The 25,454-nt window shown below is 45.0% G+C and carries 26 protein-coding genes and 1 pseudogene; 15 read left to right on the forward strand and 12 right to left on the reverse strand.

Annotation, left to right across the window (positions count from 1 at the left end; translation table 11 throughout):
* Positions 1-100: 100 nt before the first annotated feature.
* Complete coding sequence (locus tag AB2J24_RS17845) at positions 101-676, forward strand: sigma-70 family RNA polymerase sigma factor (protein WP_162653290.1); 576 nt, start codon at positions 101-103, stop codon at positions 674-676.
* On the opposite strand, the gene AB2J24_RS17850 is transcribed toward AB2J24_RS17845, so the two are convergent.
* Positions 673-1,080: a YkvA family protein gene (locus tag AB2J24_RS17850; protein ID WP_162653289.1), complete on the reverse strand. Its 408-nt coding sequence runs from the start codon at positions 1,078-1,080 to the stop codon at positions 673-675. The two genes, AB2J24_RS17845 and AB2J24_RS17850, sit on opposite strands and share 4 nt — an antisense overlap.
* Positions 1,081-1,152: 72 nt before the next feature.
* Here AB2J24_RS17850 and AB2J24_RS17855 point away from each other — a divergent pair, with 72 nt between their 5' ends.
* Complete coding sequence (locus tag AB2J24_RS17855) at positions 1,153-1,611, forward strand: low molecular weight protein-tyrosine-phosphatase (RefSeq protein WP_367386494.1); 459 nt, start codon at positions 1,153-1,155, stop codon at positions 1,609-1,611.
* Here AB2J24_RS17855 and thpR read toward each other — a convergent pair.
* The gene (gene thpR / locus AB2J24_RS17860) at positions 1,557-2,153 is read right to left on the reverse strand and encodes an RNA 2',3'-cyclic phosphodiesterase (RefSeq protein ID WP_162653287.1); all 597 of its coding nucleotides are present in this window, start codon (positions 2,151-2,153) and stop codon (positions 1,557-1,559) included. The two genes, AB2J24_RS17855 and thpR, sit on opposite strands and share 55 nt — an antisense overlap.
* A 105-nt stretch (positions 2,154-2,258) precedes the next feature.
* The gene (locus AB2J24_RS17865; protein WP_367386495.1) at positions 2,259-2,897 is read right to left on the reverse strand and encodes an arylesterase; all 639 of its coding nucleotides are present in this window, start codon (positions 2,895-2,897) and stop codon (positions 2,259-2,261) included.
* Between the two features lie 87 nt (positions 2,898-2,984).
* Here AB2J24_RS17865 and AB2J24_RS17870 point away from each other — a divergent pair, with 87 nt between their 5' ends.
* The 5 genes from AB2J24_RS17870 (at position 2,985) to AB2J24_RS17890 (ending at position 8,259) form a co-directional block, all read left to right on the forward strand.
* Positions 2,985-3,683, forward strand: a complete 699-nt coding sequence (locus AB2J24_RS17870; RefSeq protein WP_162653285.1) for an ABC transporter ATP-binding protein — start codon at positions 2,985-2,987, stop codon at positions 3,681-3,683.
* Between the two features lie 76 nt (positions 3,684-3,759).
* Positions 3,760-6,258 carry an ABC transporter permease gene (locus AB2J24_RS17875; RefSeq protein ID WP_367386571.1) on the forward strand — a complete coding sequence of 833 codons (2,499 nt, stop codon included), beginning with the start codon at positions 3,760-3,762 and terminating at the stop codon, positions 6,256-6,258.
* 164 nt (positions 6,259-6,422) lie between these two features.
* Positions 6,423-7,157: a Bax inhibitor-1/YccA family protein gene (locus AB2J24_RS17880; protein ID WP_162653284.1), complete on the forward strand. Its 735-nt coding sequence runs from the start codon at positions 6,423-6,425 to the stop codon at positions 7,155-7,157.
* Positions 7,158-7,220: 63 nt separating this feature from the next.
* Complete coding sequence (locus AB2J24_RS17885; protein ID WP_162653283.1) at positions 7,221-7,775, forward strand: GNAT family N-acetyltransferase; 555 nt, start codon at positions 7,221-7,223, stop codon at positions 7,773-7,775.
* A 70-nt stretch (positions 7,776-7,845) separates the two neighbouring features.
* Positions 7,846-8,259: a universal stress protein gene (locus AB2J24_RS17890; RefSeq protein WP_162653282.1), complete on the forward strand. Its 414-nt coding sequence runs from the start codon at positions 7,846-7,848 to the stop codon at positions 8,257-8,259.
* 4 nt (positions 8,260-8,263) lie between these two features.
* Here AB2J24_RS17890 and AB2J24_RS17895 read toward each other — a convergent pair whose 3' ends face one another.
* The 4 genes from AB2J24_RS17895 to acnA form a co-directional block, all read right to left on the reverse strand.
* Positions 8,264-8,638 (reverse strand): DUF2794 domain-containing protein, encoded by a 375-nt coding sequence (locus AB2J24_RS17895; RefSeq protein ID WP_162653281.1) that lies wholly within the window; start codon positions 8,636-8,638, stop codon positions 8,264-8,266.
* A gap of 46 nt (positions 8,639-8,684) precedes the next feature.
* The gene (locus AB2J24_RS17900; RefSeq protein WP_367386496.1) at positions 8,685-9,221 is read right to left on the reverse strand and encodes an NADPH-dependent FMN reductase; all 537 of its coding nucleotides are present in this window, start codon (positions 9,219-9,221) and stop codon (positions 8,685-8,687) included.
* Between the two features lie 300 nt (positions 9,222-9,521).
* Entirely contained in the window at positions 9,522-10,277 is a 756-nt protein-coding gene (locus AB2J24_RS17905; RefSeq protein ID WP_367386497.1) for a DUF1223 domain-containing protein, read from the reverse strand.
* 196 nt (positions 10,278-10,473) lie between these two features.
* Entirely contained in the window at positions 10,474-13,164 is a 2,691-nt protein-coding gene (acnA, locus tag AB2J24_RS17910; RefSeq protein WP_162653279.1) for an aconitate hydratase AcnA, read from the reverse strand.
* A gap of 300 nt (positions 13,165-13,464) precedes the next feature.
* On the opposite strand from acnA, the gene ccmA reads away from it, so the two are divergent.
* The 5 genes from ccmA to AB2J24_RS17935 all read left to right on the forward strand — a co-directional run bounded on the left by ccmA (position 13,465) and on the right by AB2J24_RS17935 (position 16,363).
* Positions 13,465-14,097 (forward strand): heme ABC exporter ATP-binding protein CcmA, encoded by a 633-nt coding sequence (gene ccmA / locus AB2J24_RS17915; protein WP_162653278.1) that lies wholly within the window; start codon positions 13,465-13,467, stop codon positions 14,095-14,097.
* Positions 14,097-14,753, forward strand: coding sequence for a heme exporter protein CcmB (gene ccmB / locus AB2J24_RS17920; RefSeq protein WP_367386498.1), 657 nt, complete (start codon positions 14,097-14,099; stop codon positions 14,751-14,753). The genes ccmA and ccmB overlap by 1 nt, the downstream gene beginning before the upstream one ends.
* Before the next feature lie 80 nt (positions 14,754-14,833).
* Positions 14,834-15,562 carry a heme ABC transporter permease gene (locus AB2J24_RS17925; protein ID WP_162653689.1) on the forward strand — a complete coding sequence of 243 codons (729 nt, stop codon included), beginning with the start codon at positions 14,834-14,836 and terminating at the stop codon, positions 15,560-15,562.
* A gap of 24 nt (positions 15,563-15,586) precedes the next feature.
* Positions 15,587-15,742, forward strand: coding sequence for a heme exporter protein CcmD (gene ccmD, locus AB2J24_RS17930; RefSeq protein WP_162653276.1), 156 nt, complete (start codon positions 15,587-15,589; stop codon positions 15,740-15,742).
* Between the two features lie 9 nt (positions 15,743-15,751).
* A complete protein-coding gene (locus AB2J24_RS17935) occupies positions 15,752-16,363 on the forward strand; it encodes a DsbE family thiol:disulfide interchange protein (protein WP_420883670.1) in 612 nt (203 codons plus the stop codon).
* Here AB2J24_RS17935 and AB2J24_RS17940 read toward each other — a convergent pair.
* From AB2J24_RS17940 to mtaB, 3 genes and pseudogenes are all read right to left on the reverse strand, one after another.
* Positions 16,327-16,956, reverse strand: coding sequence for a septation protein A (locus tag AB2J24_RS17940; RefSeq protein ID WP_367386499.1), 630 nt, complete (start codon positions 16,954-16,956; stop codon positions 16,327-16,329). The two genes, AB2J24_RS17935 and AB2J24_RS17940, sit on opposite strands and share 37 nt — an antisense overlap.
* A gap of 165 nt (positions 16,957-17,121) precedes the next feature.
* Positions 17,122-18,246 (reverse strand): annotated as a pseudogene (gene ftsY / locus AB2J24_RS17945) (signal recognition particle-docking protein FtsY); the annotation flags it as partial.
* A gap of 720 nt (positions 18,247-18,966) precedes the next feature.
* Positions 18,967-20,286, reverse strand: a complete 1,320-nt coding sequence (gene mtaB, locus AB2J24_RS17950) for a tRNA (N(6)-L-threonylcarbamoyladenosine(37)-C(2))-methylthiotransferase MtaB (protein ID WP_367386500.1) — start codon at positions 20,284-20,286, stop codon at positions 18,967-18,969.
* A gap of 103 nt (positions 20,287-20,389) precedes the next feature.
* Between mtaB and AB2J24_RS17955 the strand changes: the two genes are divergently transcribed.
* Entirely contained in the window at positions 20,390-20,983 is a 594-nt protein-coding gene (locus AB2J24_RS17955) for an SH3 domain-containing protein (protein WP_367386501.1), read from the forward strand.
* A 63-nt stretch (positions 20,984-21,046) separates the two neighbouring features.
* On the opposite strand, the gene dapF is transcribed toward AB2J24_RS17955, so the two are convergent.
* Complete coding sequence (gene dapF / locus AB2J24_RS17960; protein ID WP_367386502.1) at positions 21,047-21,925, reverse strand: diaminopimelate epimerase; 879 nt, start codon at positions 21,923-21,925, stop codon at positions 21,047-21,049.
* 146 nt (positions 21,926-22,071) lie between these two features.
* Between dapF and AB2J24_RS17965 the strand changes: the two genes are divergently transcribed.
* Positions 22,072-22,581 (forward strand): hypothetical protein, encoded by a 510-nt coding sequence (locus AB2J24_RS17965; protein WP_162653270.1) that lies wholly within the window; start codon positions 22,072-22,074, stop codon positions 22,579-22,581.
* Between the two features lie 14 nt (positions 22,582-22,595).
* Here the strand turns inward: AB2J24_RS17965 and AB2J24_RS17970 are convergent, their stop codons facing one another.
* Positions 22,596-23,585 (reverse strand): MBL fold metallo-hydrolase, encoded by a 990-nt coding sequence (locus tag AB2J24_RS17970; RefSeq protein ID WP_367386503.1) that lies wholly within the window; start codon positions 23,583-23,585, stop codon positions 22,596-22,598.
* 321 nt (positions 23,586-23,906) lie between these two features.
* Between AB2J24_RS17970 and ffh the strand changes: the two genes are divergently transcribed.
* Positions 23,907-25,454 (forward strand): signal recognition particle protein, encoded by a 1,548-nt coding sequence (ffh, locus tag AB2J24_RS17975; RefSeq protein WP_162653268.1) that lies wholly within the window; start codon positions 23,907-23,909, stop codon positions 25,452-25,454.

The raw sequence follows: 25,454 nt of genomic DNA on the forward strand, positions 1-25,454 counted from the left end.
ATTAGGCAATAATTTGTCCAGTATCGATCAGGGTCAAATAAGACATTGTCTGATAGGGCCTAATCACGAATAAAGTAATTGCGTTTTAGGATAATAATTAATGAGCAAAAATCTGCACGCACGGTTTGCAGAACTTACTCGAGCTATCGCCACTGATCGTGATCAGAAAGCGTTTGCGGAACTATTTAATTATTTTTCTCCACGAATTAAATCCTACTTTCTTCAACTGGGTGCTAATCCAGAGCAAGCAGAAGACATGTCACAAGATGTAATGTCGGTTTTGTGGCATAAGGCGCATTTATTTGATTCGAGTAAATCATCATTATCAACTTGGCTTTTTCGTGTGGCTAGAAATCGGCGTATTGACCTTCTGCGGCGTGATAAATCTGCTTTGATCGATATTCACGATCCTATTTTTATCCCATCCGAACCTACGCCGCCGGATGAGGTTCTGGAAGAAGATCAACGCGATAGCAATGTTCGAAGAGCATTAGCTCTTTTGCATGATAAACATGCCGACATTATTAGAATGTCATTCTTTTTAGGACTTTCCCATAGTCAAATTTCAGAAAAATCCGGTTTGCCTTTGGGAACGGTAAAATCAAGAATTCGTGTTGCATTTCAAAAACTTAAAGAGACCCTGGAAGATGATGGCGTTACGGAAGTATCAGACTAGTGTACTTCTTCGTTGTCTGTTTTGAACTTGGCAAGTGCTTTTTTCGCAGCTGCTCTTTGTCCATCTGTGATGTGGTTTTGCAGCATAGATAATGCTGTTGTAACTACAGCTAAATCGTCTCCAAAACCAATCCCCGCAATGAAATCTGGAATAAGGTCGATAGGCAAAATAAAATAGGCAAGTGCAGCGAGTAATACACCTTTAACATGGCTTGGCGTTTGCTTATCAAGTGCGCAATAATACGCTGCAACTATATCTTCAGCAAAGGGAAATTGGGCTATGGCCTTTCTTAATGTAGGCCAAAATTTTGTGCGTACTTTTGCTTCTTGCCGCGATTGCTGGTCATCGCTAGCTGGCTTAAGGATTGCTTCAATTTCCTTGTTGCTGATGGTTTTTTTCTCCATAAATTAGACTTGGTATTGAGGGGAGGGTTTTTCAATAGCTACGATGGCTTTAACTGATGACGAGGAATTTGAATGAAAGTGCTGTTTATTTGTATGGGAAATATTTGTCGTTCACCGATGGCGGAGGGGCTGTTTAGGAACTTGATTTCCAACGAAAATTTGCCAGATCAGATTGTTGTTGATTCGGCAGGAACTGGCGCGTGGCATGAAGGTGATCCGCCAGATGGACGCGCGATTGCCAAAATGGCACAGAAGGGAATTGATATTTCAAAGCAAGTATCAAGGCCACTAAACGAACTGGATTTTGATTATTTTGATCTCCTGTTTGTTATGGACAACGATAATTTGAGGAACACAAAAGCGCGCGCGCCAGATCACCATCATCACAAAATCCACCTGTTTATGGATTACAGTTTGGGTGAGAACACAGATATTCCAGATCCTTATTATGACCTAGGAGATGGATTTGAGGTTGTTTATAATATGCTTCTGGAGGCTTGTATGTCTTCGCTAGGCAAACTGAAATCATAGTATGTCGGATTTAGTAGGTAGCTTTCTTCAACAACATAAGGACCGCCACCTTTAGAGCTGCGAGAAGACATAACAACGAATTTTGCAACTTTAAATGAATTTGATTTAAAATTTGCACGTCCGCCTAAATACTCGCTGATTTGAACGGGGTCTGCTCTGCGAAGCCTTGCAAGAGTTACATGCGGTGTGAATTTTCGAGAGTCCGGTGCTATGCCTATCCTTGCACATATGCGTTCGATCGCAGCCTGTAGATCAAATATTTCTGGTGGATTATTTGTACCTGCCCAGAGGGATCGAACTTTTCGTTTCGAACCAAAGGCATTAACGCCGGAGAGTCCTAAGTCAAATTCAGGAGAACTTATACGATCTAACTCGCTTAACAATTCATCTCCGGTTCGACCATCGACATCGCCGATAAAGCGGAGTGTGAGATGATAGTTTTCGACATCTATCCATCGAGCCCCCATAAGTCCGCCACGTAAAAGGGAAAGGCTTAGAGCCACTTCATGCGGAATTTGCAGAGCAACAAACAATCTCGGCATAGCCTAACTCCTTACGACAAAGAAAGAATCAAACAACTATTTGGTAGAGAATCATGGAGTGCCTTAATACGCAAGCCATAGATTGTATCTTGTCACAAGATAGACTTAATCAGTGATTGATCTTAGAAAACCCTCAACGGATGGAAGCGTTCTTTCAACAAGCAAGGCAATACCTTTAGGGTTTGGATGAATGCCATCCTCGATATTAAGTGCTTCGACACCTGCAACGCCATCTAAGAAAAATGGATAGCGATTTACTTGGTACTTTTCCGCGATTTCGGGGTAGATCGGATTAAATGCCGCTTCGTAATCGCTGCCCATGTTTGGCGGGGCAAGCATACCCATCAGAAGAACTTCGATATTGCGTTCTTTCAAACGGGCTATCATCTTGTCAATGTTTTTACGTGTGATATCAGCAGGCAGGCCTCTAAGCGCATCATTTGCACCAAGTCCTAGGATAACAGCATCCGTGCCATCGGGGATAGACCAATCAAGCCGTGACAACCCGCCCGATGTTGTATCACCAGAAACGGATGCATTGGACATGATGATATCATATCCTTTTGCAGTCAAAGCATCAGCTAATTTTAGCGGATATGCCTCACCTTGTGGCAGTTGATAACCGGCCATTAAACTATCGCCAAATGCAACGATATTTATTGGTTCAGCTTTTGCTGGCAAGCTGGTAAACAGCAATATTACAAGTAAATTGTAAAGTATTGTAAACTTATCTTTGAATCTCATAGTCCAATTCCTATCTAGGATCGTACTTATTATCAATGCTATAGCGCTCTGGGAGTGCTCCCTGTCTCTATATAGGATGTAAAAACCGTGTCGCAAACTCTCATCGAATTAAAAAATGCTGATCTTACTCTTGGGAGTGAAGCTTCATCTGTTCATGTGCTTAAGAAAATGAGCCTGACATTGAATGCTGGTGAAAGTGCGGGCATCGTCGGGCCATCTGGTTCGGGCAAGTCAACATTGCTGATGGTTTTGGCGGGACTTGAACGGCTCGATAGTGGCGAAGTAAATATTGCAGGTTCGGCAATTCACAATATGAGCGAAGATGAGGCCGCGGCCTTCCGTGGTAGAAATATTGGCATTGTATTCCAATCATTCCATCTCATTCCTAATATGACAGCGCTTGAAAATGTAGCTGTTCCGTTAGAGCTTGCCGGCGAAAAGCAAGCGTTTAAAAAGGCTGAACAAGAATTAATTTCCGTTGGTCTTGGTGAGCGCATGACCCATTATCCATCAGAACTATCCGGTGGTGAGCAACAGCGTGTTGCGATTGCAAGAGCGTTGGCACCATCGCCGAAGTTACTTATTGCGGACGAACCGACCGGTAATCTTGATGGTGATACCGGCACACAGATCACAGATCTGCTATTTGCCAAACAAGCAGAACGGAACATGACATTGGTTTTGGTAACGCATGATCCTTCTCTTGCTGAAAAATGCGATCGTCAAATTGCTGTTCGTTCAGGTGAGATTGAAGCTTCATCTGATAAAAACCTAGTTGAGGCTTAAATCGTTGGAAACATCATTTCAAAACCTTGGGCCGTTTCAGAAAATTCAACTTGCGATCCGTTTTGCGTTTCGCGAAATGCGTGGAGGGTTAGGCGGGTTTTACATTTTCCTAGCTTGTGTCGCATTGGGTGCCGCTGCTATATCGGGTGTAAATTCTGTTTCGCGTTCAATCAATCAATCTATTACGGCAGAAGGTCAATCCATACTTGGTGCTGATGTTCGCTTTGAGTTGAATAATCGGGTTGCCAATGATGATGAACTGGCGTTCTTAAATTCGCTGGGTGATCTAACAATAGGCTCAGGATTGCGTTCTATGGCAAGAATGCCCGATGCTTCTGACCAGACTTTAGTAGAACTCCGTTCGGTAGATAAAGCCTATCCGATGTTTGGTGAGCTTGAAACTGAGCCTGCTCTTGAAACAACCAAGGCTTTTGCTGAAATTGATGGTGTTTTTGGCGCTATAGTTGCGCCCATTATGCTTGATCGATTAAATGTAGAAGTCGGTGATCAGTTGTTGTTAGGCGATATCGCCGTTGAGATTCGGGCAACAATTTTGGCGGAGCCTGATGCACTGTCTGAAGGCTTTGGTTTTGCGCCGCGCATGATGGTGTCTGATAAAGCATTGGATGCTGCGGGGCTTATTCGTGTTGGCAGTTTGGTGGAACATTCATATCGAATTGATATGAAGGGTGAGCCAACGCTTTCGGACCTTCAAAATGTTCGTGAGTTGGCAAAAACAGAACACCCCGATGCTGGTTGGTCTGTGAGAACAAGCCGTAATGCGGCGCCCGCATTGACTGCTAACATTGAACGGTTTTCACAATTTCTGACACTTGTTGGGTTGACCGTTTTGGTTGTTGGCGGTGTCGGTGTTGCAAATGCAGTGCGAGCATTTTTGGATTCAAAACGAGGTGTGATTGCAACTTTTAAATGCTTGGGCGCATCTGCGCGGTTTGTATTTATTATCTACCTCGTGCAAGTATTTTTAATTGCGCTGATTGGTGTTGCAATTGGTATTGTTGTTGGTGCGGCTATTCCTTTTGTCACATCATCGCTTTTATCTGCAGCCCTTTCTATCACTGTCTCCGCATCAGTTTATTTGGATGTATTGCTGCTTGCTGCGGCCTTTGGTCTGATATCCGCATTGACATTTGCCGTGTTGCCACTTGGCAATGCTGGAAATGTTCCGGCAACTGCATTGTTCCGTCAATGGAGTTTGGGGCAAACGGGTTGGCCAAAACCAATCTATTCTATATTGGCCATTGCTCTGGCGTTGCTTTTAAGTTGGTTGGTTATCTCGACGTCCGATAATGATCAGATCACGATCATTTTCCTAGGCGCGGTGGTATTCTCGTTTGTTGTTTTGCGCTTTGTGTCTATATTGGTTCAGTGGCTTGCCAAACGTAGCCCACAGGTTAGGTCAACGCCCTTGCGATTGGCGCTTGGTAATATCCATCGCCCTGGTGCACTTACTTCATCCGTAGTTATGTCGCTTGGCCTCGGGCTTACGTTACTTGTAGCTCTTGCATTGATTGATGGGAATTTGCGTCGTGAGCTTGCAGGCAATTTACCTGAGCGTGCGCCGAATTTTTTCTTTGTGGATATTCAGTCAGATGAGATTGAGGCTTTTGATCAAGTTATCGCTGATGTTGCTCCTGATGGGAAACTTGTAAAAGTTCCGATGTTACGGGGGCGTATTCTGGAATTGAACGGCACTGATATTCGCGAAATGACTATTCCACCAGAGGCAAGGTGGGTTACGCGTGGGGATCGTGGAATTACCTATTCTCCGATCCAACCGGAAGGTTCTGTGCTTTCTGAAGGTGAGTGGTGGGATAAGGACTATGCAGGTGAACCATTGGTATCCTTTACCGCAGAAGAGGCCGGTGAAATTGGTCTCGAAATAGGTGATACTGTTACGGTTAATGTACTCGGTCGAACGATAACCGCCAGAATTGCCAATTTCCGTGTTGTGGAATGGGAATCGTTATCGATCAATTTTGTGATGGTGTTTTCGCCAAATACATTTGCTGGTGCGCCTCATTCATGGTTGGCAACGTTGCTTGATGGGGAAGCCTCGGCTCAGAAAGAGGGAGAGGTATTAAATGCTATTACGCGAAATTTCCCAACGGTTACGAGTGTTCGGGTGAAAGATGCATTGGAAATTGCAGAACGCCTGGTTGGTCAGATTGCATTGGCTATTCGTGCCGCGGCGGCGGTTGCATTAATCGCGTCAGTGTTGGTGCTTGCAGGGGCCTTAGCTGCTGGAAACCGTGCAAGGCGGCACGATTCTGTTGTTTTGAAAACACTGGGTGCGACGCGCGGCACACTTATTAAAGCCTTTAGTTTTGAATATGTGATTCTTGGTCTTTCAACAGCCATTTTTGCTTTGGCATCAGGTGGTATCGCGGCTTGGTATGTTACCAGCCAAATTATGTCGCTGCCATATAGCTTCCTACCAGATGTTGCCATTGCAACCCTTATTGCCGCGCTTGTGCTCACTGTTGGCATCGGATTAATAGGAACTTGGCGTGTGTTGGGACAAAAAGCAGCGCCAATTTTACGAGAATTGTGATATTTTTTCATATCAATAGTTTTTTACTATTAATCATATTGGTAATATCAATCGGATTCTTTGACAAAAAACTTGTTGTTTCATAAAAAAGTACCATATTAGAGGTAAGTAAAACTTTCAGTGGGGATTGGCCTCACTGATGGCTATTTTTTAAAGAGGAACAAATGGCTGAATATAGAAACTCGCGTCTTAATACGGCGACTGCATCAACGCAGGAAGCAGACTATGTAGATCAGGGTCTGCGCAGCTATATGCTGAGTGTTTACAATTACATGGGCATTGGCTTGGGTATTACCGGTCTTGCATCATATGCGACATCACAGATTGCACTGTCTAACCCAGCGGTTTTTCAAGCATTATACAACAGCCCATTGAAATGGGTTATTATGTTTGCGCCACTTGGTTTTGTATTTTTCCTTGGAGCACGCTTGAATAAAATGAGTGTATCTGCTGCGCAAACAACCTTCTGGGCGTTTGCTGCGATCATGGGCGTGTCGATCTCCTACATCTTTTTGGTGTTTACAGGTGCTTCGATCATCCAAACGTTCTTTGTGACAGCCGCTTCTTTCGGAGCGCTATCGCTCTATGGTTATACGACTAAGAAAGACCTTTCAGGCATGGGTTCATTCCTGATCATGGGTGTATTTGGTCTTATTCTTGCTTCGATTGTAAACATCTTTTTACAATCAAGTGCATTGCAATTTGCTGTATCAGCCTTGGGTGTGTTGATCTTTGCAGGTTTGACTGCATATGACACGCAGCGCATTAAGGAGATGTATTATGAAGGTGATGGCGAAGCAACAATGGGCCGTAAGGCAATCATGGGTGCTTTGAGCCTTTATCTAAACTTCATTAATATGTTCATGTTCTTGTTGCAATTCCTAGGTAATAGAGAATAGAAGCTTTTAAAAGTTTATTTAAAAGGCGGCTTTTGAGCCGCCTTTTTTGTTGGAGTTGATAATATGAGTTTCATTATTCGCGATGCTGTAATTGAAGATGTTCCTAAAATCACGACTGTTTATGGAGAGGCTGTTGATCATGGTACGGCTACTTACGAGCTAACCGCGCCTGATCTTGATGAGATGATGCGTCGTTTTGAAAGCATGAGTTCCAATAGTTTTCCTTATCTCGTTGCTGAGGATGGTGATCAGTTTTTGGGCTATGCCTATGCAGGACCGTTTCGTTCGCGTCCTGCATATCGATGGGCAGTGGAAGATTCTATCTATCTTGCTCCTGAAGCGAGGGGGAGGGGCGTAGGTTACAAGTTACTCGTAACGCTTATCGAGCGATCTGAGGCGCTTGGATTTCGCCAAATGATAGCGATCATTGGAGGAGGTGAAGCGGCTTCAATTGCTGTGCATAAAAAAGCCGGATTTCATGATGCTGGATCAATGAAGGCTACGGGTTACAAACATGGCAAATGGCTTGATACGACTATTATGCAAATTGATATTGGCGAAGGAGCAAGTTCTGACCCTGATATGAATGCCTATCCTGGAAATCTGTTTTCAGGTTGATCTGTATCAAGGTTGACAAGTCTATTATTGTATAATTTCTTACGTAAGATAACGATGTGAGGAAACAAAGATGTATAAACAAGTTCTTGTTGCTTTTGATTTAGCTCATACCGAGCACGGTCTTGATATTTTAAAACGCGGACAGCAGCTATGTGATTCTGACGGGCAACTCACCATGATATATGTGGGTGAAGAAATTCCAGGCTATATGGAATATGCAATCCCTCAAGATGTAATTGATGAGAGCTTGGAAGATGCGAGGACGGAGCTTAAGAAAATCGCAACAAGCAACAATGTTGAAGCTAATGTTGTCGTCTTAAGAGGGCGCCCACATGTTAAGATTTTGGAATGCGCGAAGGATTTGAAGGCTGACCTAATTCTCGTAGCGTCACATAGTCCGGGTATCCAAGATTTTCTTATTGGTTCAACAGCTGCGAGAGTGGTTCGTCACTCGCAATGTACAGTGCTTGTTGATAGAAGCTAATATTTCACTTAACGACTTTGACTTTATCGAGGACTTTAAGAACTTGTGCTAATTCGTGACCGCGTTTGAGCACAAGTCCATTTGCGTTGATGACGCTAAATGCGCCCTGTTTACGCGCTCGTTTTGGATCTTTTTCGATTGTAAAAAGTGGTGTTTCACTTGATTGCTTGTAAATCGAAAAAACTGCCTTCTCCCTCATGTGATCGATTGCATAATCACGCCATGCGCCTGTGCCCACATTTCGTGAGTAAACTTGTAATATGCGATCTAACTCAGTTCGATGAAATGTGACAGGTAAGGGGTCTTTTTGCTTCTTGTATGATGCAAGATCGACAACACTATTTGAATTGTTAAAGATACCTGACGCACCATCTGTCATTCATGCTCTCCCCTATATAGGTATTTTGTCAGAGTCGGTGCAAAAATCAAGCGTCAGATTTATCTATGTAGTTGGTGAAATCGTTAATGAGCATGAAAAGTTCTTTCTGAGCTTCTGGGGAGGTTAGTATTTTCCTGATTTCATCAGGTGTTTTTGACATGAGAGGAAACCTTGCAAATATATCGCGATTGAAGCGCGACGAAACAGTACTTAATACCAAGCGGAGTGAGGCTAGCATGTCGTCCCCTCTGTGGGATGCATGAACGAGTATGATGGGCTTGGCAATAATGGCTTCGCGCGAAACGAGCCAATCGATTGCATTTTTTAGCCCACCAGGAATGGCACGAACATATTCTGGGCTTGCGATAATAATTCCATCACTATTAGAGACATTGTCTATAAAGTCTGTAACGTTTTTTGGCGTTTGCTGCTCTTCCTTGTCAGGTGAGAAGATAGGTAAACTATCAATCTCATGAGATATGTTCATTGAAACACCTTCTGGCACGATACTTTTGATTTGTATCAAAAGCGCCAAATTGGTAGATTTCCGGCGGGCACTGCCAGATATTGCAAGAATCTTCATAAGTTAAAAAATATCATTGTGAGACGCCTTTACAAGATTTATTTACAAGTTTAACGATCCTCACGGTGGTGAAATAAAGAGTCACCATACTTTATATTTTGCCACATTTCGGTCACAATATTGCCGCGACCCGAACGCAATTGAAACGCAAACTCCGGTTGTTGTTTGGATAAAAGCAGTTTTGAGAGGTTGGTCAATCAGCCCCCCAGCCCTCCGACCTCTTGTTAACTGCCCGCCTTATTCACAAGCAACTCCGCCTCAAGGCCGGCCTTTAGTAAAAAGGTCGGTCTTTTTTTGAAATCAGCTTTTATAACTTGCCGCCCCTAAAATTGAACCGGGGGTGCCTTCTTTGGTTATCGTTTGAAGCAAGATTGCTGCGCCACCCTTCTTTGCTTTTTGCACGACAGATGCTGGAAGTTTAAGATTTTGTGCGGAACCATTCCACATGCCGATGGTCTGGATATCTGTTACGCTGTGATGGTAGGTAATTTTCTCACCTGTATTTTCACCACGTTTGATGTCGACGACATTTTCATTGTCGAAATAAACAGCAACGATATTAGCTTTTCCACTTCCGGTACCAATGGAAATATTAAGTTCATCGCCATTTGCTGAGATTGAAAGTGGAATGGCTAAACCTTGCTCAGTTGCATCGAAGGTGGAGACACGTGCCTTAATGCCTTTGTAATTACTGCCTACTAGGTGGTCGCGTCCATTGATGATGGCCTGTGGTGTGTAAACGCCTCGGCGTTTTAAAGTGTCTGCGTAGCGGTACTGGCGTGTCGTAGACGCTTTTGAGGAAAGCGTATCCTTCCAGCCAAGGTAGTCCCAATAATCAACGTGATAGGAAAGGGCAATGATTTTTCCTTCTTCAATAAGTTTTGAGAGCGCTTTGTCCGCAGGCGGGCAAGACGAGCAGCCTTGGGACGTAAACAGTTCTACAACACCAATGGGATTATTAATTTTTTCACCAGCGTGAGAGCCGTTAGTCATAGTTCCGCTAATGGCAATAGTTAGGCCAAATGCGAATGCGATAGAATGTAGTTTATTTTTCATCAATTGTTCCGCCTAGGGTTACGCGATAGTGGGTTCACCATATGTACATGTGCTGTCAGCCCCCCGCAGCTTCTAGGTTTTATAGCTCAAAACCCTGGTCAAGTTGAAATCACGTTGGTGTGAGGAGCTATTTAATTGGAAATAGGCATAAAAAAACCGGAGCATTGCCCCGGTTTTTCGATTTATGTTGCAATGTTTACGATGCTAAATCGCGCAACACAGTGTGCAGGATACCGCCATTGTTGATGTAATCAACTTCATCAAGTGTATCGACACGGCAGATAAGTGGTACATCTTTTGTTGAACCATCTGCATAGGTGACAACGGCTGTTTTCTTAGAGCGGGGTTCAATCGACGTTAGGCCTTCAATTGAAACTGTTTCATCCCCTTGTAGGTTTAGGCTTTCCCATGAAGTGCCTTCTTCCAGGCAGAATGGGATGACGCCCATACCAACAAGGTTAGAACGGTGAATACGCTCGAATGATTGGGTGATAACTGCGCGTACACCTAGAAGGTTTGTACCTTTGGCTGCCCAGTCACGTGATGAACCATTACCATATTCAACACCACCGAAGATAACCAATGGGCGGCCTTCTTCTTTATAACGCATAGCAGCATCAAAGATTGAAACCTCTTCGCGTGATGGGTAGTGAACTGTGTAACCACCTTCACGACCGTTTGGCCCAAGCATATGGTTACGAAGACGGATATTGGCGAATGTGCCGCGCATCATAACTTCGTGGTTACCACGACGTGTACCGTATTGATTAAAGTCTGCAACGCCAACACCATTATCCATCAAATATTCACCAGCAGGTGACTGTGCTTTGATAGAGCCAGCTGGAGAGATGTGATCGGTTGTGATCTTATCGCCCAAAAGGCCAAGTACGCGCGCATCTTTGATGTCAGATGTGCCACCGGGTTCCTTACCCATGCCAACAAAGTATGGCGGGTTTTGAACGTAAGTTGATTTATCATCCCAAGCATATGTGTTGCCATCTGGAATTTTCACTGATTGCCAGTTTTCGTCACCTTTAAACACGTCAGCGTATTTTGCAGCAAAAAGCTCACGCGTGACGTACTTCATGACGAATTCTTGGATTTCTTTATTTGACGGCCAGATGTCTTTGAGGAAAACATCATTACCATCTTTGTCTTGGCCAAGAGGTTCTGTCGTAAGGTCTTTTTGGACTGAGCCTGCAAGAGCATACGCAACAACAAGTGGAGGTGAAGCCAGGTAGTTTGCTTGTACGTCCGGTGATACGCGACCCTCAAAGTTACGGTTGCCAGAAAGGACCCCAGCAGCGATCAGACCTTTGTCGTTAATCGTTTTGGAGATAGGCGCGTTCAATGGACCGGAGTTACCGATACATGTTGTGCAACCAAAACCAACGAGATTAAAGCCGATTTGATCAAGATAAGTTTGAAGGCCAGCAGCTTCAAGATATTCAGCCACGACTTGAGAACCTGGTGCCAATGATGTTTTTACCCAAGGTTTGGATGTGATGCCTTTTGCAACAGCATTACGAGCCATCAAACCAGCGGCAATCAAAACAGAAGGGTTCGATGTGTTGGTACAAGATGTGATGGCAGCAATTGCAACATCACCGTGACCAAGGTCATAGTCTTCACCTTCAACATCATAACGGTTACTCAGCTGATCAGGTTTTTTGTATTCATCTGCAAGTGCTTTGGCAAAACCTTCTGAAATATTTTCAAGAGGAATACGGCCTTCGGGGCGTTTTGGTCCAGCCATGGAAGGCACAACATCGCCAAGATCCAGTTCAATCGTATCCGTAAAGACGATGTTTGAACCATCGTTATCGCGCCACATGCCTTGTGCTTTGGAATATTCTTCAACAAGTTCGATGCGATCTTCTTCACGGCCTGACAATGTTAGGTAGTTGATAGTTTCTCCATCAACTGGGAAGAAGCCGCAAGTTGCGCCATATTCTGGACCCATATTGCCGATTGTTGCGCGGTCGGCCAATGAAAGTGAGTTAAGCCCTTCACCAAAGAATTCAACAAATTTGCCGACAACGCCTTTTTGGCGAAGCATCTGCACAATCGTTAGAACGATATCTGTTGCTGTGATACCTTCTTTAGCTGAGCCAGTTAGCTTAAAGCCTATAACTTCAGGGAGCAACATTGAGATCGGTTGACCAAGCATAGCCGCTTCGGCCTCAATACCACCAACACCCCAACCAAGAACGCCAAGGCCATTGATCATTGTTGTGTGGCTATCTGTACCAACACATGTGTCAGGATAAGCAACGGTTGTTCCGTCTTCTTCTTTAGTCCAAACGGTCTGACCCAAATATTCAACGTTTACTTGGTGACAGATGCCAGTTCCGGGAGGTACAACACGGAAGTTTTGGAAAGCTTGCTGACCCCATTTCAAGAAGCGATAGCGTTCGCCATTACGCGCATATTCAAGTTCAACATTCTGATCGAAAGCAGTTGGCGTACCAAATTTATCGACAATCACAGAGTGATCGATGACAAGATCAACAGGAACAAGCGGGTTAATTTTTTCGGCATCACCACCAAGATTCACCATCGCATCACGCATTGCAGCCAAATCTACAACAGCAGGAACACCAGTGAAATCTTGCATGAGAACACGGGCAGGGCGATAGGCTATTTCGTTGCCGCCTTTACCTTTGTTATCGAGCCAACCTGCTACATTTTCAATGTCTTGTTTTGTAACTGTCCGACCATCTTCATTGCGAAGAAGGTTTTCGAGGATTACTTTCATTGAAAATGGAAGGTTGGAAACGCCTGCAAGGCCGTTTTCTTCTGCTGTTTTAAGATTATAGTAGGTGTATTCTTTGCCTGCTGCAGTCAAAGTAGTGCGACAATTAAAGCTATCGAGTGATTTTGCCATGTGTTAGCCACTTCCCTTATATTTAAGCCGAATTCTGGAAGCGCGGGCTAACCTTATTGCATTTCAATAAAGTTAAAGCGGAAACGACCCTTCCGCTATCCGCTTAAGGTCTTTATAACCTCATTCGGCATTTGCTGATATTTCGCTGATCGTTAGCGTTATGAGCGCCTTATAGCAGTTTGTGGGTAGTACGCTAGTAGGTAATACGGGTTTAAATCGATTTTTTCAAAGCAGTGGTGTTTTGGGCAGTATGAATTTTGTATTGGGCTATGTGAATTTTGATAAGGTTGTGAGATGACGATGCGAGTTATTGCGGAAAATTTGGCCATTCGGCGTGGTGAAGACCTTATTTTTAATGATGTCTCCTTCGAATTGGGTGAGGGTGATGCATTGACAATCACCGGTCCCAATGGCGTTGGTAAATCTACGCTTTTGCGAGGTCTTGCTGGTCTTTTGTCATTTGAAACTGGGTCATTCAGTGTGGATGTTGGTCGTATGAGCGAAAAAGAGCTCCACGAATATTGTCACTATATCGGGCATGAAAATGCTATGAAGTCAGAGCTGACTGTTCTTGATAATATGCGCTTCTGGCAAGAGCAAATGGGTGTGTCTGAAATCTCCCTCTCTCCGGTCGAAGCTGTTGAGGCCTTTGGTCTTTCCCATACGTTAGATTTACCATTTGGCTTTTTGTCCCAGGGGCAGCGGCGGCGCATTGCATTGACAAAACTATTTGTCTCGCACCGACCAATATGGTTGTTGGATGAACCAACAGCGGCACTCGATAAAGGATCAAGTCAGATATTTGATAAGCTTGTTGATAAGTTTATTCAATCCGGCGGCATTGTTATTGCGGCAACACATGTACCGCTTGGTTTTAAACAATCTAAAATACTTGAGATGATGCCTCCAAAGTTCGAAGAGGCAGCGTTTTAATGTCTCTGTTCTGGCGCGATGTAAAGTTAGGGCTTCAATCGAGCGGGGGTGCACTGCTTGGCGTCTTGTTTTTTCTTGCCGTAATTGCTGTCGTTCCTTTTGCAATTGGCCCGGATTTAAATCTGCTAGCACGTATAGGGCCTGCGATGCTCTGGATTGGCGCATTGCTTGCGAGCCTTCTTGGTCTTGATCGTCTGTTTCAGCTCGAACGTGATGATGGTTCGCTTGATATTTTAATGATGCAAGAAACGCCTCTGGTCCTGACGGTTTTCATCAAATGTTTTGCCCATTGGTTCGCAACAGGCCTTCCGCTCGTTATCGCGGCACCTTTGCTGGGGCTTTTTATGAATATGGATCTCACCGCAATTGGGGCAGTCACGCTTACATTACTGGTCGGAACTCCGGCCATCACCTTTATTGGTTCTGTGGGCGCAGCTGTCGCTGTGAGCTTGCCGCGGGGCGGATTGTTGGTTTCGGTGCTTGTTTTACCGCTAACAATTCCAGTGTTGATTTTTGGCGTCAGTGCCGCATACGCGGCGGTTACGGAGCCCGACCCGTTTTTGCCACCATTTTTAATATTATGTGCAATTAGTTTGTTTTTTGCGGTGATTGGCCCGGTAGCTTCCGCTGCGGCACTTCGCGCGTCTACTGATTGATTGCAGTTTTTAACGCTAGAGTTTAAATGTCAGACATGAATACGCAAAATAGTTCACAAGACGAGATAAAGACAAAGAAAATGTCCTGGTTTAGCCAACTGGCAAACCCGACAAGATTTTTAGATCTTTCGAGCAAAGTTTTGCCGACATTATGGGTTGTAGCGATCATTACAATGATGCTTGGACTTTATATGGCATTTTCAGCACCGGAAGATTATCAGCAAGGCAAGACGGTACAGATCATGTTTATTCATGTGCCTGCTGCTTGGCTATCCATGATGTGCTATACGATCATGGCTATTTCTTCTATCGGCACACTTGTTTGGAAGCACCCGCTTGCCGATGTGGCTGCCAAAGCTGCTGCGCCACTTGGTGCAAGTTTTACAATTCTGGCTTTGATTACTGGCTCATTGTGGGGTAAGCCGATGTGGGGTGCCTGGTGGGTTTGGGATGCGCGACTGACGTCCGTTTTTGTATTGCTTTTAATGTATCTTGGATTGATCGCATTAACACGAGCGATGGATGATCCAAGTCGCTCTGCAAAAGTTACAGCGATTATTACTATAGTCGGATGGATCAATATTCCGATCATTAAATTTTCTGTTGAATGGTGGAACACGTTGCACCAGCCCGCAAGCGTCATACGTCTTGATGGGCCAACAATTCATCCAAGTTTGCTTTATCCATTGTTAGTGATGGCGCTTGCATTCACGTTGTTGTTTTTTGCTATTCACATCATGGCTATGCGAAATGAAATCCTACGTCGTCGTGTCCGTTCCATGCGCCGCATGGCAGCGCGAGCAAATTAGGATGCAGTTTAGGGAATTGATTTGATGAGCCACGAAGCTTTTGTTTATACATCTTACGGAATAACGGCACTAACCGTTGTTGGTATGGTGCTTTGGGTTATTCTTGATGGTCGTGCGCGCCGTCGCGAACTCGCGAGTCTGGATGCTGCTGGCATTAAACGTCGTTCAGAGCAGAGTTGAGGCATTTCGGTGAGTAAAGACGAGCAAAAAAGGCCTCGGACATTTGCACAGAAGGTAGCTCTGTTTCTGCCGTTGATCATATTTGGATCTCTTGCAACTTTCTTCTTGTTGCAATTAACATCAGGTCGAAATGCTCAAGATTTACCTTCGGTGTTAATCGGTAAACAAGCGCCATCACTTTCAATGCAGGCGCTTGAAGGATCCGGCCTGCCTGCACTCAATGATGCTGCGATTTCTGGCAAGTTAACGTTGGTCAATGTTTGGGCTTCATGGTGCGTTCCATGTCGCCAGGAACACCCGTTTTTATTGGAATTATCTAAAGACAAACGCGTTCAGATTGTTGGCTTGAACTATAAAGATAAAAATGAAAATGCACTCAAGTTTCTAAATGAACTTGGTAATCCATATACTGCCATTGGTGTAGACCCCAATGGTGCCGCTGCTATCGACTGGGGTGTCTATGGCGTACCAGAAACGTTCTTGATCTCGCCAAGCGGTATAATTCTTTATAAGCATATAGGCCCTATTGACGCTCGTGGATTTGAGGAAAAGATCCTGCCTGCAATTGAAGCGACACAATATGTTTATACTGTATCTTCTTCCTCTTCAGGCAATTCGTGATCTTTCCAAAGTTTCATTTGGAACATCATGAAGATAAAAGTTAGCGGCATGTTGCCCCAAACTTTGAAGGCAACCCAGAAGTCGGTTGAAAAATTACGCCAAACGACTTCATTAATTGCAGCTAAGGCAAAAAAGAAACAACCCCAGCGGAATGTAAGCTTACGCCAGCCTTCTTCATCGATTTTAAAGGCGGCTTCAAACGCGTATTTTAGAAGCGATTTTCCAAACATAAGCCCGATCAACAGCACCGAGCCAAAGAGTGTATTCACGATTGTCGGCTTTAACTTAATGAACGTATCATTATGTAAATATATTGTAAGACCGCCGAAAACCAAGACAACAACCCCTGTTACCAAAGGCATTATTGGAAGTGAACGGGTTAAGGCCCATGAAACGGACAAGGATATGAACGTTGCGACCATAAAAAGGGCAGTGGCAATAAAAATTGGTTCACCCAAATCTGCAAGAATTGGATATTTGACCGCTAGTTTTTTACCTTGTGAATTTGCAAAGAAAAATACGACCAATGGACCTAGGTCTAAAGCCATTTTTAAATAGGGATTTATGTTCGGCTTTGTGGCAGCGTTACTCATTTAAGACCTTTTGGAAGCGAATTATCTATATACTTGTACGTCAGATAAGCTTGGTTTGGATTGTTTGCAAGGATAATGATCGAAACTGTAAATTACTATCTGGTTAAGTTAACACGCTCATATACTTCATTTGTGTCGCTCTTATGTCCCTGGACTTTCATGATTTTATTCTATTCGTGGTCCCGCAAGTGCCTCGGCAAAATCCTTGGCTGCAAAAGGTTCAAGATCATCAACGCCTTCGCCAACGCCTATGAAATATACTGGGAGTTTATGCTTTGCGGATATTGCGACTAAAATACCCCCACGGGCTGTACCATCAAGCTTGGTCATGACAAGACCATTTACACCCGCAACATTGCGGAAAATTTCCACTTGGCTGAGCGCATTTTGTCCTGTCGTGGCATCGAGTGTTTGTAAAACGGTATGCGGTGCATCTGGATCATGCTTATTTAAGACACGTACGATTTTTTCAAGCTCGTCCATAAGCTCTGTCTTATTCTGCAAACGACCAGCTGTATCAATGATTAACACATCAGATCCAGCTTCTTTTGCTTGCTCAAATGCATCATAGGCAAGGCCAGCCGCATCTGCGCCTAATTTTGAAGAAACAACTGGGGAGTTGGTACGCTCACCCCATATTTTAAGCTGCTCGATAGCGGCGGCGCGAAATGTATCGCCAGCTGCAAGCATAACATTCAACCCGCCTTCGGTTAGTTTGGCTGTTAACTTGCCGATTGTTGTTGTCTTACCAGTACCATTTACACCGACCACCAGAATCACATGCGGTTTGTGAGACAAATCTAACTCTAGCGGTTGTGCTACGGGCTCAAGAACTTTTTCAATTTCGGATGCCATGATGGATGTTACATCTTCAGTGCTGACTTCTTTGCCATACCGCGTGGATGCAAGTGTGTCCGTAACACGCATCGCTGTTTCCAACCCAAGATCAGATTGAATAAGTATATCTTCCAAGTCTTGCAGCGTGTCGTCATCCAGTTTACGCTTTAAGAAGATGCCCGTGATTTGATCGGACAATTGGCTTGAAGTGCGTGAAAGCCCTTTGCGCAGGCGCTTAAACCAACTTTCTTTTTCTTCGGGTTCTGTTGGTTCAACCTGTGGAGAAACCTCTTCCACAATTGACACTTTATCAGAAACTGCGACTTTTTTCTCTGGCTCTGGCTCTGGCTCTGGCTCTGGCTCTGGCTCTGGCTCTGGCTCTGGCTCTGGCTCTGGCTCTGGCTCTGGCTCTGGCTCTGGCTCTGGCTCTGGCTCTGGCTCTGGCTCTGGTCCTCTCGACGCCTCCTGCGGCGGCATCTGCCGGACTTCATCGGTGACTTCGTCTCCGATTAGCTCAGTCTTTGGACTATCAACTAATTCTTTGTCGGTTTGTTCCGTCTTTAGACTGTCCGTGGCGGCATCATCGTTTTGTTCTGTTTTTGGGCTTTCGGTCGCTAAAACCTCTGTCTCTTCAACATCCGTGGCGATCTGTTCAGAATTATTTGTGGAAACGGCTTTTGTTGGTTTTTTGGAAGATTGCTTTGTACTTTTGATTGATGATTGTTCGGCATCGGCATCGGCATCGGCATCGGCATCGGCATCGGCATCGGCATCGGCATCGGCATCGGCATCGGCATCGGCATCGGCATCGGCATCGGGCGTGGCGGTTTCTTCAGGCTCAATAGCTTCGCCAGATGTTGAACTTACATCTGAAATGTCTTCGTAAACATCTATTGTTTCTGCTTTGCTAGGCGGTAACTCAGAGTCTAAAATACCAGATGAGTCGTTGTCCTCTGGCTCTGAAGCTACGTTTGCAATTGGTTCTTCAATTACAATTTCTGTGTTTTCTTTAACAGAAGGTGCCTCTGGTTGCGCTGATGCCTTAACCTTGATGACTTCATGTGTTTGAACTGCTTCTTCGATTTTATTTTCTGGCGATTTATCGAGTGGTTTTTCCTCGACTTGTTTTTTGCCAAAAGAGAAGACTTTTTTGATAAAGCCCATTGCCATGGATTATGCCCCGCCTAAATTCGCTGCTGACAATCTTGCCTGCAATTGTTTGCCATTGTGGCCTTCAATTTTTGCTTTGACAATCGCGCCTGTTGTTAAAGTCTTGTCTTTGATTGGATTTTCACCCAAAAATTCGACAAGTGTAAAATTGTCAGTGCGCCCTATGCCTGATTTTTCAATCAATACTTTAAGCTCTCCACCCCGATGAGCCATTTTGTTCAAATGTCGTTGATAAGCGCTTTCACCCTTTACTCGCAATTTGGCCGCGCGCTGTTTTATCAAAGTGCGATCAAGCTGGGGCATGCGCGCAGCGGGTGTCCCTTCGCGCGGACTAAATGGGAACACGTGTAATAGCGCGATGTCACATTCATCAATCAAGCTCAGGCTTTGATTAAACATGTCATCCGTTTCGGTGGGGAAGCCTGCGATAATATCTGCACCGAAACTGACATCGGGGCGTAAAGCACGCACCTTATTGCAAAATTCGATGGCATCTTCTCGTAAATGGCGTCGTTTCATGCGTTTCAAAATCATGTCATCACCATGTTGTAGTGATAAATGAAGATGCGGCATGAAACGTTTTTCATTGGCAAGCAAATCAAATAAATCATCATCGGCTTCAATTGAGTCGATAGATGAAAGACGCAAACGCTCTAGGTCTGGCACTTGTTTTAAGATTGATTTGGCAAGCATTCCAAGAGAAGGTTTTCCCGGTAAGTCAGCGCCATAACTTGTGGCGTCAACGCCCGTAAGAACAATTTCGCGATAGCCATTATTCCGCAGTTCTTTAACTTGATCTACAACCGCTCCCATTGGAACCGAACGGGAGTTTCCGCGACCATAGGGAATTATGCAAAATGTACAGCGGTGATCGCAACCGTTTTGAACTTGTACAAATGCGCGTGTGTGACCCTCGATAGCATCAACCATTTGTGGGGCGTTTTCGCTGACTTCGAAAATGTCGTTGACGCGCACTTTTTCAAAATTATTAATCCCAAATTCGGGTAGCGCGCGATAAGATTGAGCCTTGAGTTTGTCATCATTGCCGATAACAAGATCAACCTCGTCCATGTTGCCAAACGTTTCTGCTTCGGTTTGTGCTGCACAACCAGATACGATGATGCGTGCATCTGGGTTTTCTCGTCGTGCTTTGCGAATGGCCTGCTTAGCTTGGCGCACAGCTTCGCCCGTTACCGCACAGGTGTTAACCAGTACGGCATTTTCAAGTCCCGCTTTATCAGCCTCACGCTTCATTACTTCGGTTTCATAAGTGTTGAGGCGGCAGCCAAATGTGAGAGTTTTTAGTGTTTCATTATCGGGCATATTCGCTATATGGCGTAAGTTACCCCAAATTGCCAGTCATGCTTGCCAATTCCCATCAAATTCGCTTATCTTGCGCTGAACAAATTCTGAGGAGTATAATACTATGAACGTCAAATTCATTGCCGCAACTATCGTTCTAGCGTGCGCAAGTTCAGCGGCATTGGCCTCTCCTCCGCCAGATTTTACCTGCGATGTTCCCGCAGGTACTATTCTTGATCGCGATGGTTATAGGTTGGGCGAAGTACTCCATGTTTATGGTGAAAAGCTTGCGCTAGAAACTTATGGTGATTTGGCTGATCAGTTGCCGCTAACCGATAGTCACGGTGCAATTAATTATTATAGCAAAGATGGCGTGCGGGTTGCTGTTTCTCCCGATAGTGCGCAGATTGAACTGGCAAGTGGTCAAGTTATTCCCTGCACGAAGCATGTTGATGATGGGCTTATGGAGGGTGCTGACGGCATGTCTCATGGGTCGACTGTGCGGCAGGCTGCAGATTTAAACGGTACAAAAATTGATAAATTACCTGAGGGTGAACCCGTTTTTATCCGGGAGAATGCGGGTAATAATTATCAAGGTTATGACTGGTTTTTGGTAGAATATAGCGAAGGCTTAAAGGGGTATGTTTGGGGCGGTACGCTTTGCTCAGTTGGCTTTAAAGTACCCGGTATTGCAAACGAATGTGGCAAGCCATTCTAACTTATTTGTCTACTAAGTATGAAGAACATTAGTATCCGTAATGTAGCAGATTGATCTGCCATATTATTTATCACTTTCGTCTCGCACCCAATCACCTGTTTGCGGATCAAGCATGCCTGACCATTCCCATTCTGTGGGGCCAGTCATGAATATGTGATTGTTATCTTTCCATTCGAGGGAAAGGTCACCACCGGGCATATGGACAAGAACATTGCGATCTGTGCGCTCCGTGCGGGCGGCGCTTACAGCGCCAGCGCACGCAGCTGAGCCACAAGCTTGAGTTAGTCCCACACCGCGTTCCCATGTGCGCATTGTCAATTCATTTTCAGCGGACACTTGTGCGATCGAGATATTTGCCTTTTCTGGAAAAATCGGGTGATTTTCTAAAAGTGGGCCGAAAAGTTCCAGATCATAAGACCAAACATCATTTTTCACCCAAAAGACCGCATGAGGATTACCCATCGACATGGCCGATGGTGAGTGTAAGACGGGTGCATCAATAGGGCCGATTTGCAGTTCTATTTTTGTTGTATCGGCAAATTCCTCTGCAAGTGGAATTTTATCCCAATCGAAGACAGGTTTACCCATATCAACACAGATATAGTTCTCACGAATTTCGCGTGCATTTAAAGTGCCAGCAAGGGTTTGAAAGGTGAATGTATCCCGATCAGTTTCAGCGGTAAGTGCTGAAACTACACAGCGGGTGCCATTGCCGCAGGCTTGAGCTTCTGAACCGTCATTATTGAGGATCATAATATAGTTATCTGTGCCGTTTACACGTGGATCGTGAATAGCCATAATCTGATCGAACTTGGTCTCGGTTTGACTGGCTAGCTTTACGGCAGCCTCTGGCGTTACAGGGGCTGATTGCCCCCGCATATCAACAACGAGAATTTCATTGCCGGCGCCGTTCATACGCGCAAATGGAACTTGGTTGGTCATTATCTGAGATCCTGTTCTAACCGACATATATGTCAGCTCGCGATGTTCTCCAAATATTTTTTTCATGTGACGTAAATTTATGGCGCAAGTTTCGCATAGCGTTAGATTGCTATGTTTTCTGCCAGAGCAAAAAACGCGATAATATTATGATTACACCGCTTCAATCAGCATCAATGTTGCTTTCTGAATGGGCAAAAGCTGCCGAACAGCAAGCAACTGGAAAGTCACAATCGGTTATTGATTCAATTCAAGTTCCGAAAGACCTCTTCAGCATTCATAATGTCACGCCAACCGAGATGAAGGTGGGGTTGTATAATCGTGTGGGCGAAGCGCTTGGCCTCGATACCAAGAATATGGACGCCGATTTCGGTGTGGAAGTGAGGCAGGCGTTTGAAGATTTAAAATTGCAACCGTCTGGTTCAGAGCGTTTGGAAGAAATTTCTCGTAACCTCGATCTCGATGAACTTGGTTTAACGTTTAGTCAGCTTACATCAGCAATTGAAGACCCTGACGGGGAAGAGGCAAAGTTGCTTCAACAACAATTGCAAATGTGGCTTGATAAGGTGGATGAGGATCTTCGGGCGCAAAGTGAAGTAAGCCGTGAGACGGTTTCGCCAGTTGTTCTAGATGATGCCGGACTTTACAGCACGCGTTAGGTTGATTGTTTTATTTATAAAATATCCCAAACTTCCCCCGGTCGCATAGGGCGGAAAAGATCATTGTCTATGTTTTCCAGTTCCAGTGCTTCCTTTAGATGTTTCACTGGTTGCTCAATGCTTTCATTGGTGAGGTTAAATGTGCCAAAGTGATGGCCAGCGGCGCGTTTGGCATTGCAAAGTTTAAAGCCTTTTGCTGCTTCAAACGGGTTTTGGTGCTGATCTTTCATAAACCAGCGTGGCTCATAAGCGCCAATAGGCAATATGGCTAGGTCGAACGCGCCATGTTTTTCCGATGCTGCGCGATAGTTGATCCCATCATGAAATCCAGTATCCCCGATGTGATATATTTTGGTTTTGGCATGCTCAATCACAAAAGCTGCCCAAAGCGCCATGCGGCGATCCCGTGTACCGCGAGCTGACCAATGATGGCAGGGCTCGAAGTGAAATTTGGTCTCTTCGAATTCAATGACATCATCCCAGTCTCCTGTCTTAATGTTCATATCCTGGATTTTATTGTGAATGATGGTATCATTGCCAAGTGGTGTGACGAGCAGTGGTGCGTGCGCTTCATGTAGGCGTTTTAAAGTCGCTAGATCCATGTGGTCATAGTGATTGTGCGTGATGAGAACGATATCGATTTGAGGCAAATCATCAAAATCGATACCAGGTTTGTTACGACGTTTTGGACCCATAAAAGAAAATGGACTTGTGCGCTCTGACCAAACTGGATCAGTTAAGATATTTAACCCACCCATTTGGATGAAAAAGCTTGCATGCCCAACCATCGTGAGCCGTAACGTATCTTCCGGCAATTTTGCGTCGGGTTTTGCATTTTTATAGGGGCTTTCCGCATGTTCCGGCCATGGTTGATTTGTCTTGTCGCCAAAACGCCATTTCAGTAGGTGTCGAAACCCTAATGGCGCTGCGCCATCGGGGTTAAAGAAATATGTGCCATCGAAGTGATTACTTCTCGGCCCTGAATAATAAGGGTTTTTTGGCATGAAATGTTATCTTTCTCTTTTGAGCATTCTTTATGATGTTATTTCATACGTTTTAAAAGGGCGAGTTGGACGGTATTTCTTGACTTTTTTATCAAACTTCTATTTAAGCGGCCTATATTCAAGCGAAGAGTTACAACTCCGAGCCGCCTATTGGGACCCGCAAAGGTATAAAGAGCGCCCAAAGGTCAACATCCGACAGCGCGATGCGCCCTCGGATGTGTTTTTGGTTTGGGCCGCGTTCATTGGGCCGGTTTTGGGGTTGTAAATTTTGGTTTGAATGACGATTTTCCAAAATAGGTTTGGAAAAATAGGAATTTTGATATGTTTGACAATCTTCAGGATCGACTAGGCTCCATTTTAAATGGTCTTACTGGCCGTGGTGCACTATCGGATAAAGACGTTTCTGCAGCATTGCGCGAGGTGCGCCGTGCGTTGCTTGAGGCCGATGTTGCGCTTGATGTTGTGAAAGATTTTATCGAAAAAGTTCGCGAAAAATCTGTTGGCGCTGAAATTCTGAAATCTATCAAACCTGGTCAAATGGTCGTTAAGATCGTGCATGACGAGCTTGTCGAGATGCTGGGTTCTGAAGGTGTTTCGATTGATTTGAATGCGGCTGCACCTGTCGTGATTATGATGGTGGGTTTGCAAGGGTCTGGTAAAACAACGACATCGGGCAAGATAGCTGCACGTTTAACAACACGTGATCGCAAAAAAGTTCTGATGGCATCGCTCGATACGCGCCGTCCGGCTGCACAAGAGCAGCTTCGTCAGCTTGGTGTGCAAACAGAAGTAGACACGCTTCCGGTTATTGAAGGACAATCTCCGACAGATATCGCCGCTCGTGCAGTGCAAGCCGCAAAACTTGGTGGCCATGATGTCGTCATTCTTGATACAGCTGGCCGGACAAGCATTGATGAGCCTTTGATGCAGGAAATGGCTGATATTAAAGCCAAGTCCAACCCACATGAAATTCTTCTTGTTGCCGATTCTCTCACTGGTCAGGATGCGGTTAACCTTGCACGCAATTTTGATGAGCGAGTGGGCATCACTGGTCTTGTTTTAACGCGAATGGATGGTGACGGTCGCGGTGGCGCCGCGCTTTCTATGCGTGCTGTGACAGGTAAACCTATCAAGCTTATTGGTGTTGGCGAGAAGATGGATGCTCTTGAAGAGTTCCATCCAAAACGGATTGCCGATCGCATTTTAGGTATGGGCGATATTGTTTCGCTGGTTGAAAAAGCAGCCGAAACCATTGATGCCGAAAAAGCCGAGGCTATGGCCAAGCGCATGAAGGCTGGCAAGTTCGATATGAATGATCTTGCCGACCAGCTTAACCAGATGAAATCTATGGGTGGCATGGGCGGTATCATGGGTATGATGCCGGGCATGGGCAAGATGAAAGATAAAATGGCATCTGCTGGTATGGATGACAGTGTGTTTAATCGCCAACTTGCCATTATTTCATCCATGACAAAAAAAGAACGAACCAATCCAGAGCTTTTGAAAAATAGCCGTAAGAAACGTATTGCTGCTGGTTCTGGCACGTCTGCTGCTGAAATCAACAAATTGCTTAAGATGCATCGCGGTATGGGCGACATGATGAAAGCCATGGGCGGCAAAAAAGGCGGCGGAATGATGAAGCAGGCGCTTGGTGCTCTTGGTGGTAAAATGGGCATGGGTGGTGGCATGCCCGGCGGTATGCCAGGAATGGGCGGCATGCCGGACCTTTCCAATATGGACCCAAAACAACTTGAAGCGTTGCAAAAGCAGGCTCAAGCCGCTGGTTTAGGCGGCGGTAAAGGTGGTTTGCCCGGTCTTGGTGGCGGTGGCCTGCCTGGGCTACCGGGCTTGCCAAAGGGTAAGAAGTAA

The sequence above is a fragment of the Lentilitoribacter sp. EG35 genome (genome assembly GCF_040784015.1).
Lineage (GTDB): Bacteria > Pseudomonadota > Alphaproteobacteria > Rhizobiales > Rhizobiaceae > Lentilitoribacter.

What these genes read in the sequence shown, in the direction of transcription:
- AB2J24_RS17925 (WP_162653689.1), top strand. Translation starts at nt 14,834, where the DNA reads ATGTCCTGGTTTAGCCAACTGGCAAACCCGACAAGATTTTTAGATCTT.
- ccmA (WP_162653278.1), top strand. Translation starts at nt 13,465, where the DNA reads ATGCGAGTTATTGCGGAAAATTTGGCCATTCGGCGTGGTGAAGACCTT.
- AB2J24_RS17880 (WP_162653284.1), top strand. Translation starts at nt 6,423, where the DNA reads ATGGCTGAATATAGAAACTCGCGTCTTAATACGGCGACTGCATCAACG.
- AB2J24_RS17970 (WP_367386503.1), bottom strand. Translation starts at nt 23,585, where the DNA reads ATGCCAAAAAACCCTTATTATTCAGGGCCGAGAAGTAATCACTTCGAT.
- mtaB (WP_367386500.1), bottom strand. Translation starts at nt 20,286, where the DNA reads ATGCCCGATAATGAAACACTAAAAACTCTCACATTTGGCTGCCGCCTC.
- acnA (WP_162653279.1), bottom strand. Translation starts at nt 13,164, where the DNA reads ATGGCAAAATCACTCGATAGCTTTAATTGTCGCACTACTTTGACTGCA.
- ffh (WP_162653268.1), top strand. Translation starts at nt 23,907, where the DNA reads ATGTTTGACAATCTTCAGGATCGACTAGGCTCCATTTTAAATGGTCTT.
- AB2J24_RS17850 (WP_162653289.1), bottom strand. Translation starts at nt 1,080, where the DNA reads ATGGAGAAAAAAACCATCAGCAACAAGGAAATTGAAGCAATCCTTAAG.
- ccmD (WP_162653276.1), top strand. Translation starts at nt 15,587, where the DNA reads ATGAGCCACGAAGCTTTTGTTTATACATCTTACGGAATAACGGCACTA.
- AB2J24_RS17900 (WP_367386496.1), bottom strand. Translation starts at nt 9,221, where the DNA reads ATGAAGATTCTTGCAATATCTGGCAGTGCCCGCCGGAAATCTACCAAT.
- AB2J24_RS17955 (WP_367386501.1), top strand. Translation starts at nt 20,390, where the DNA reads ATGAACGTCAAATTCATTGCCGCAACTATCGTTCTAGCGTGCGCAAGT.
- AB2J24_RS17865 (WP_367386495.1), bottom strand. Translation starts at nt 2,897, where the DNA reads ATGAGATTCAAAGATAAGTTTACAATACTTTACAATTTACTTGTAATA.
- AB2J24_RS17855 (WP_367386494.1), top strand. Translation starts at nt 1,153, where the DNA reads ATGAAAGTGCTGTTTATTTGTATGGGAAATATTTGTCGTTCACCGATG.
- AB2J24_RS17845 (WP_162653290.1), top strand. Translation starts at nt 101, where the DNA reads ATGAGCAAAAATCTGCACGCACGGTTTGCAGAACTTACTCGAGCTATC.
- AB2J24_RS17895 (WP_162653281.1), bottom strand. Translation starts at nt 8,638, where the DNA reads ATGACAGATGGTGCGTCAGGTATCTTTAACAATTCAAATAGTGTTGTC.
- AB2J24_RS17940 (WP_367386499.1), bottom strand. Translation starts at nt 16,956, where the DNA reads ATGAGTAACGCTGCCACAAAGCCGAACATAAATCCCTATTTAAAAATG.
- AB2J24_RS17885 (WP_162653283.1), top strand. Translation starts at nt 7,221, where the DNA reads ATGAGTTTCATTATTCGCGATGCTGTAATTGAAGATGTTCCTAAAATC.
- AB2J24_RS17890 (WP_162653282.1), top strand. Translation starts at nt 7,846, where the DNA reads ATGTATAAACAAGTTCTTGTTGCTTTTGATTTAGCTCATACCGAGCAC.
- AB2J24_RS17905 (WP_367386497.1), bottom strand. Translation starts at nt 10,277, where the DNA reads ATGAAAAATAAACTACATTCTATCGCATTCGCATTTGGCCTAACTATT.
- AB2J24_RS17965 (WP_162653270.1), top strand. Translation starts at nt 22,072, where the DNA reads ATGATTACACCGCTTCAATCAGCATCAATGTTGCTTTCTGAATGGGCA.
- ccmB (WP_367386498.1), top strand. Translation starts at nt 14,097, where the DNA reads ATGTCTCTGTTCTGGCGCGATGTAAAGTTAGGGCTTCAATCGAGCGGG.
- dapF (WP_367386502.1), bottom strand. Translation starts at nt 21,925, where the DNA reads ATGACCAACCAAGTTCCATTTGCGCGTATGAACGGCGCCGGCAATGAA.
- AB2J24_RS17875 (WP_367386571.1), top strand. Translation starts at nt 3,760, where the DNA reads ATGCGTGGAGGGTTAGGCGGGTTTTACATTTTCCTAGCTTGTGTCGCA.
- thpR (WP_162653287.1), bottom strand. Translation starts at nt 2,153, where the DNA reads ATGCCGAGATTGTTTGTTGCTCTGCAAATTCCGCATGAAGTGGCTCTA.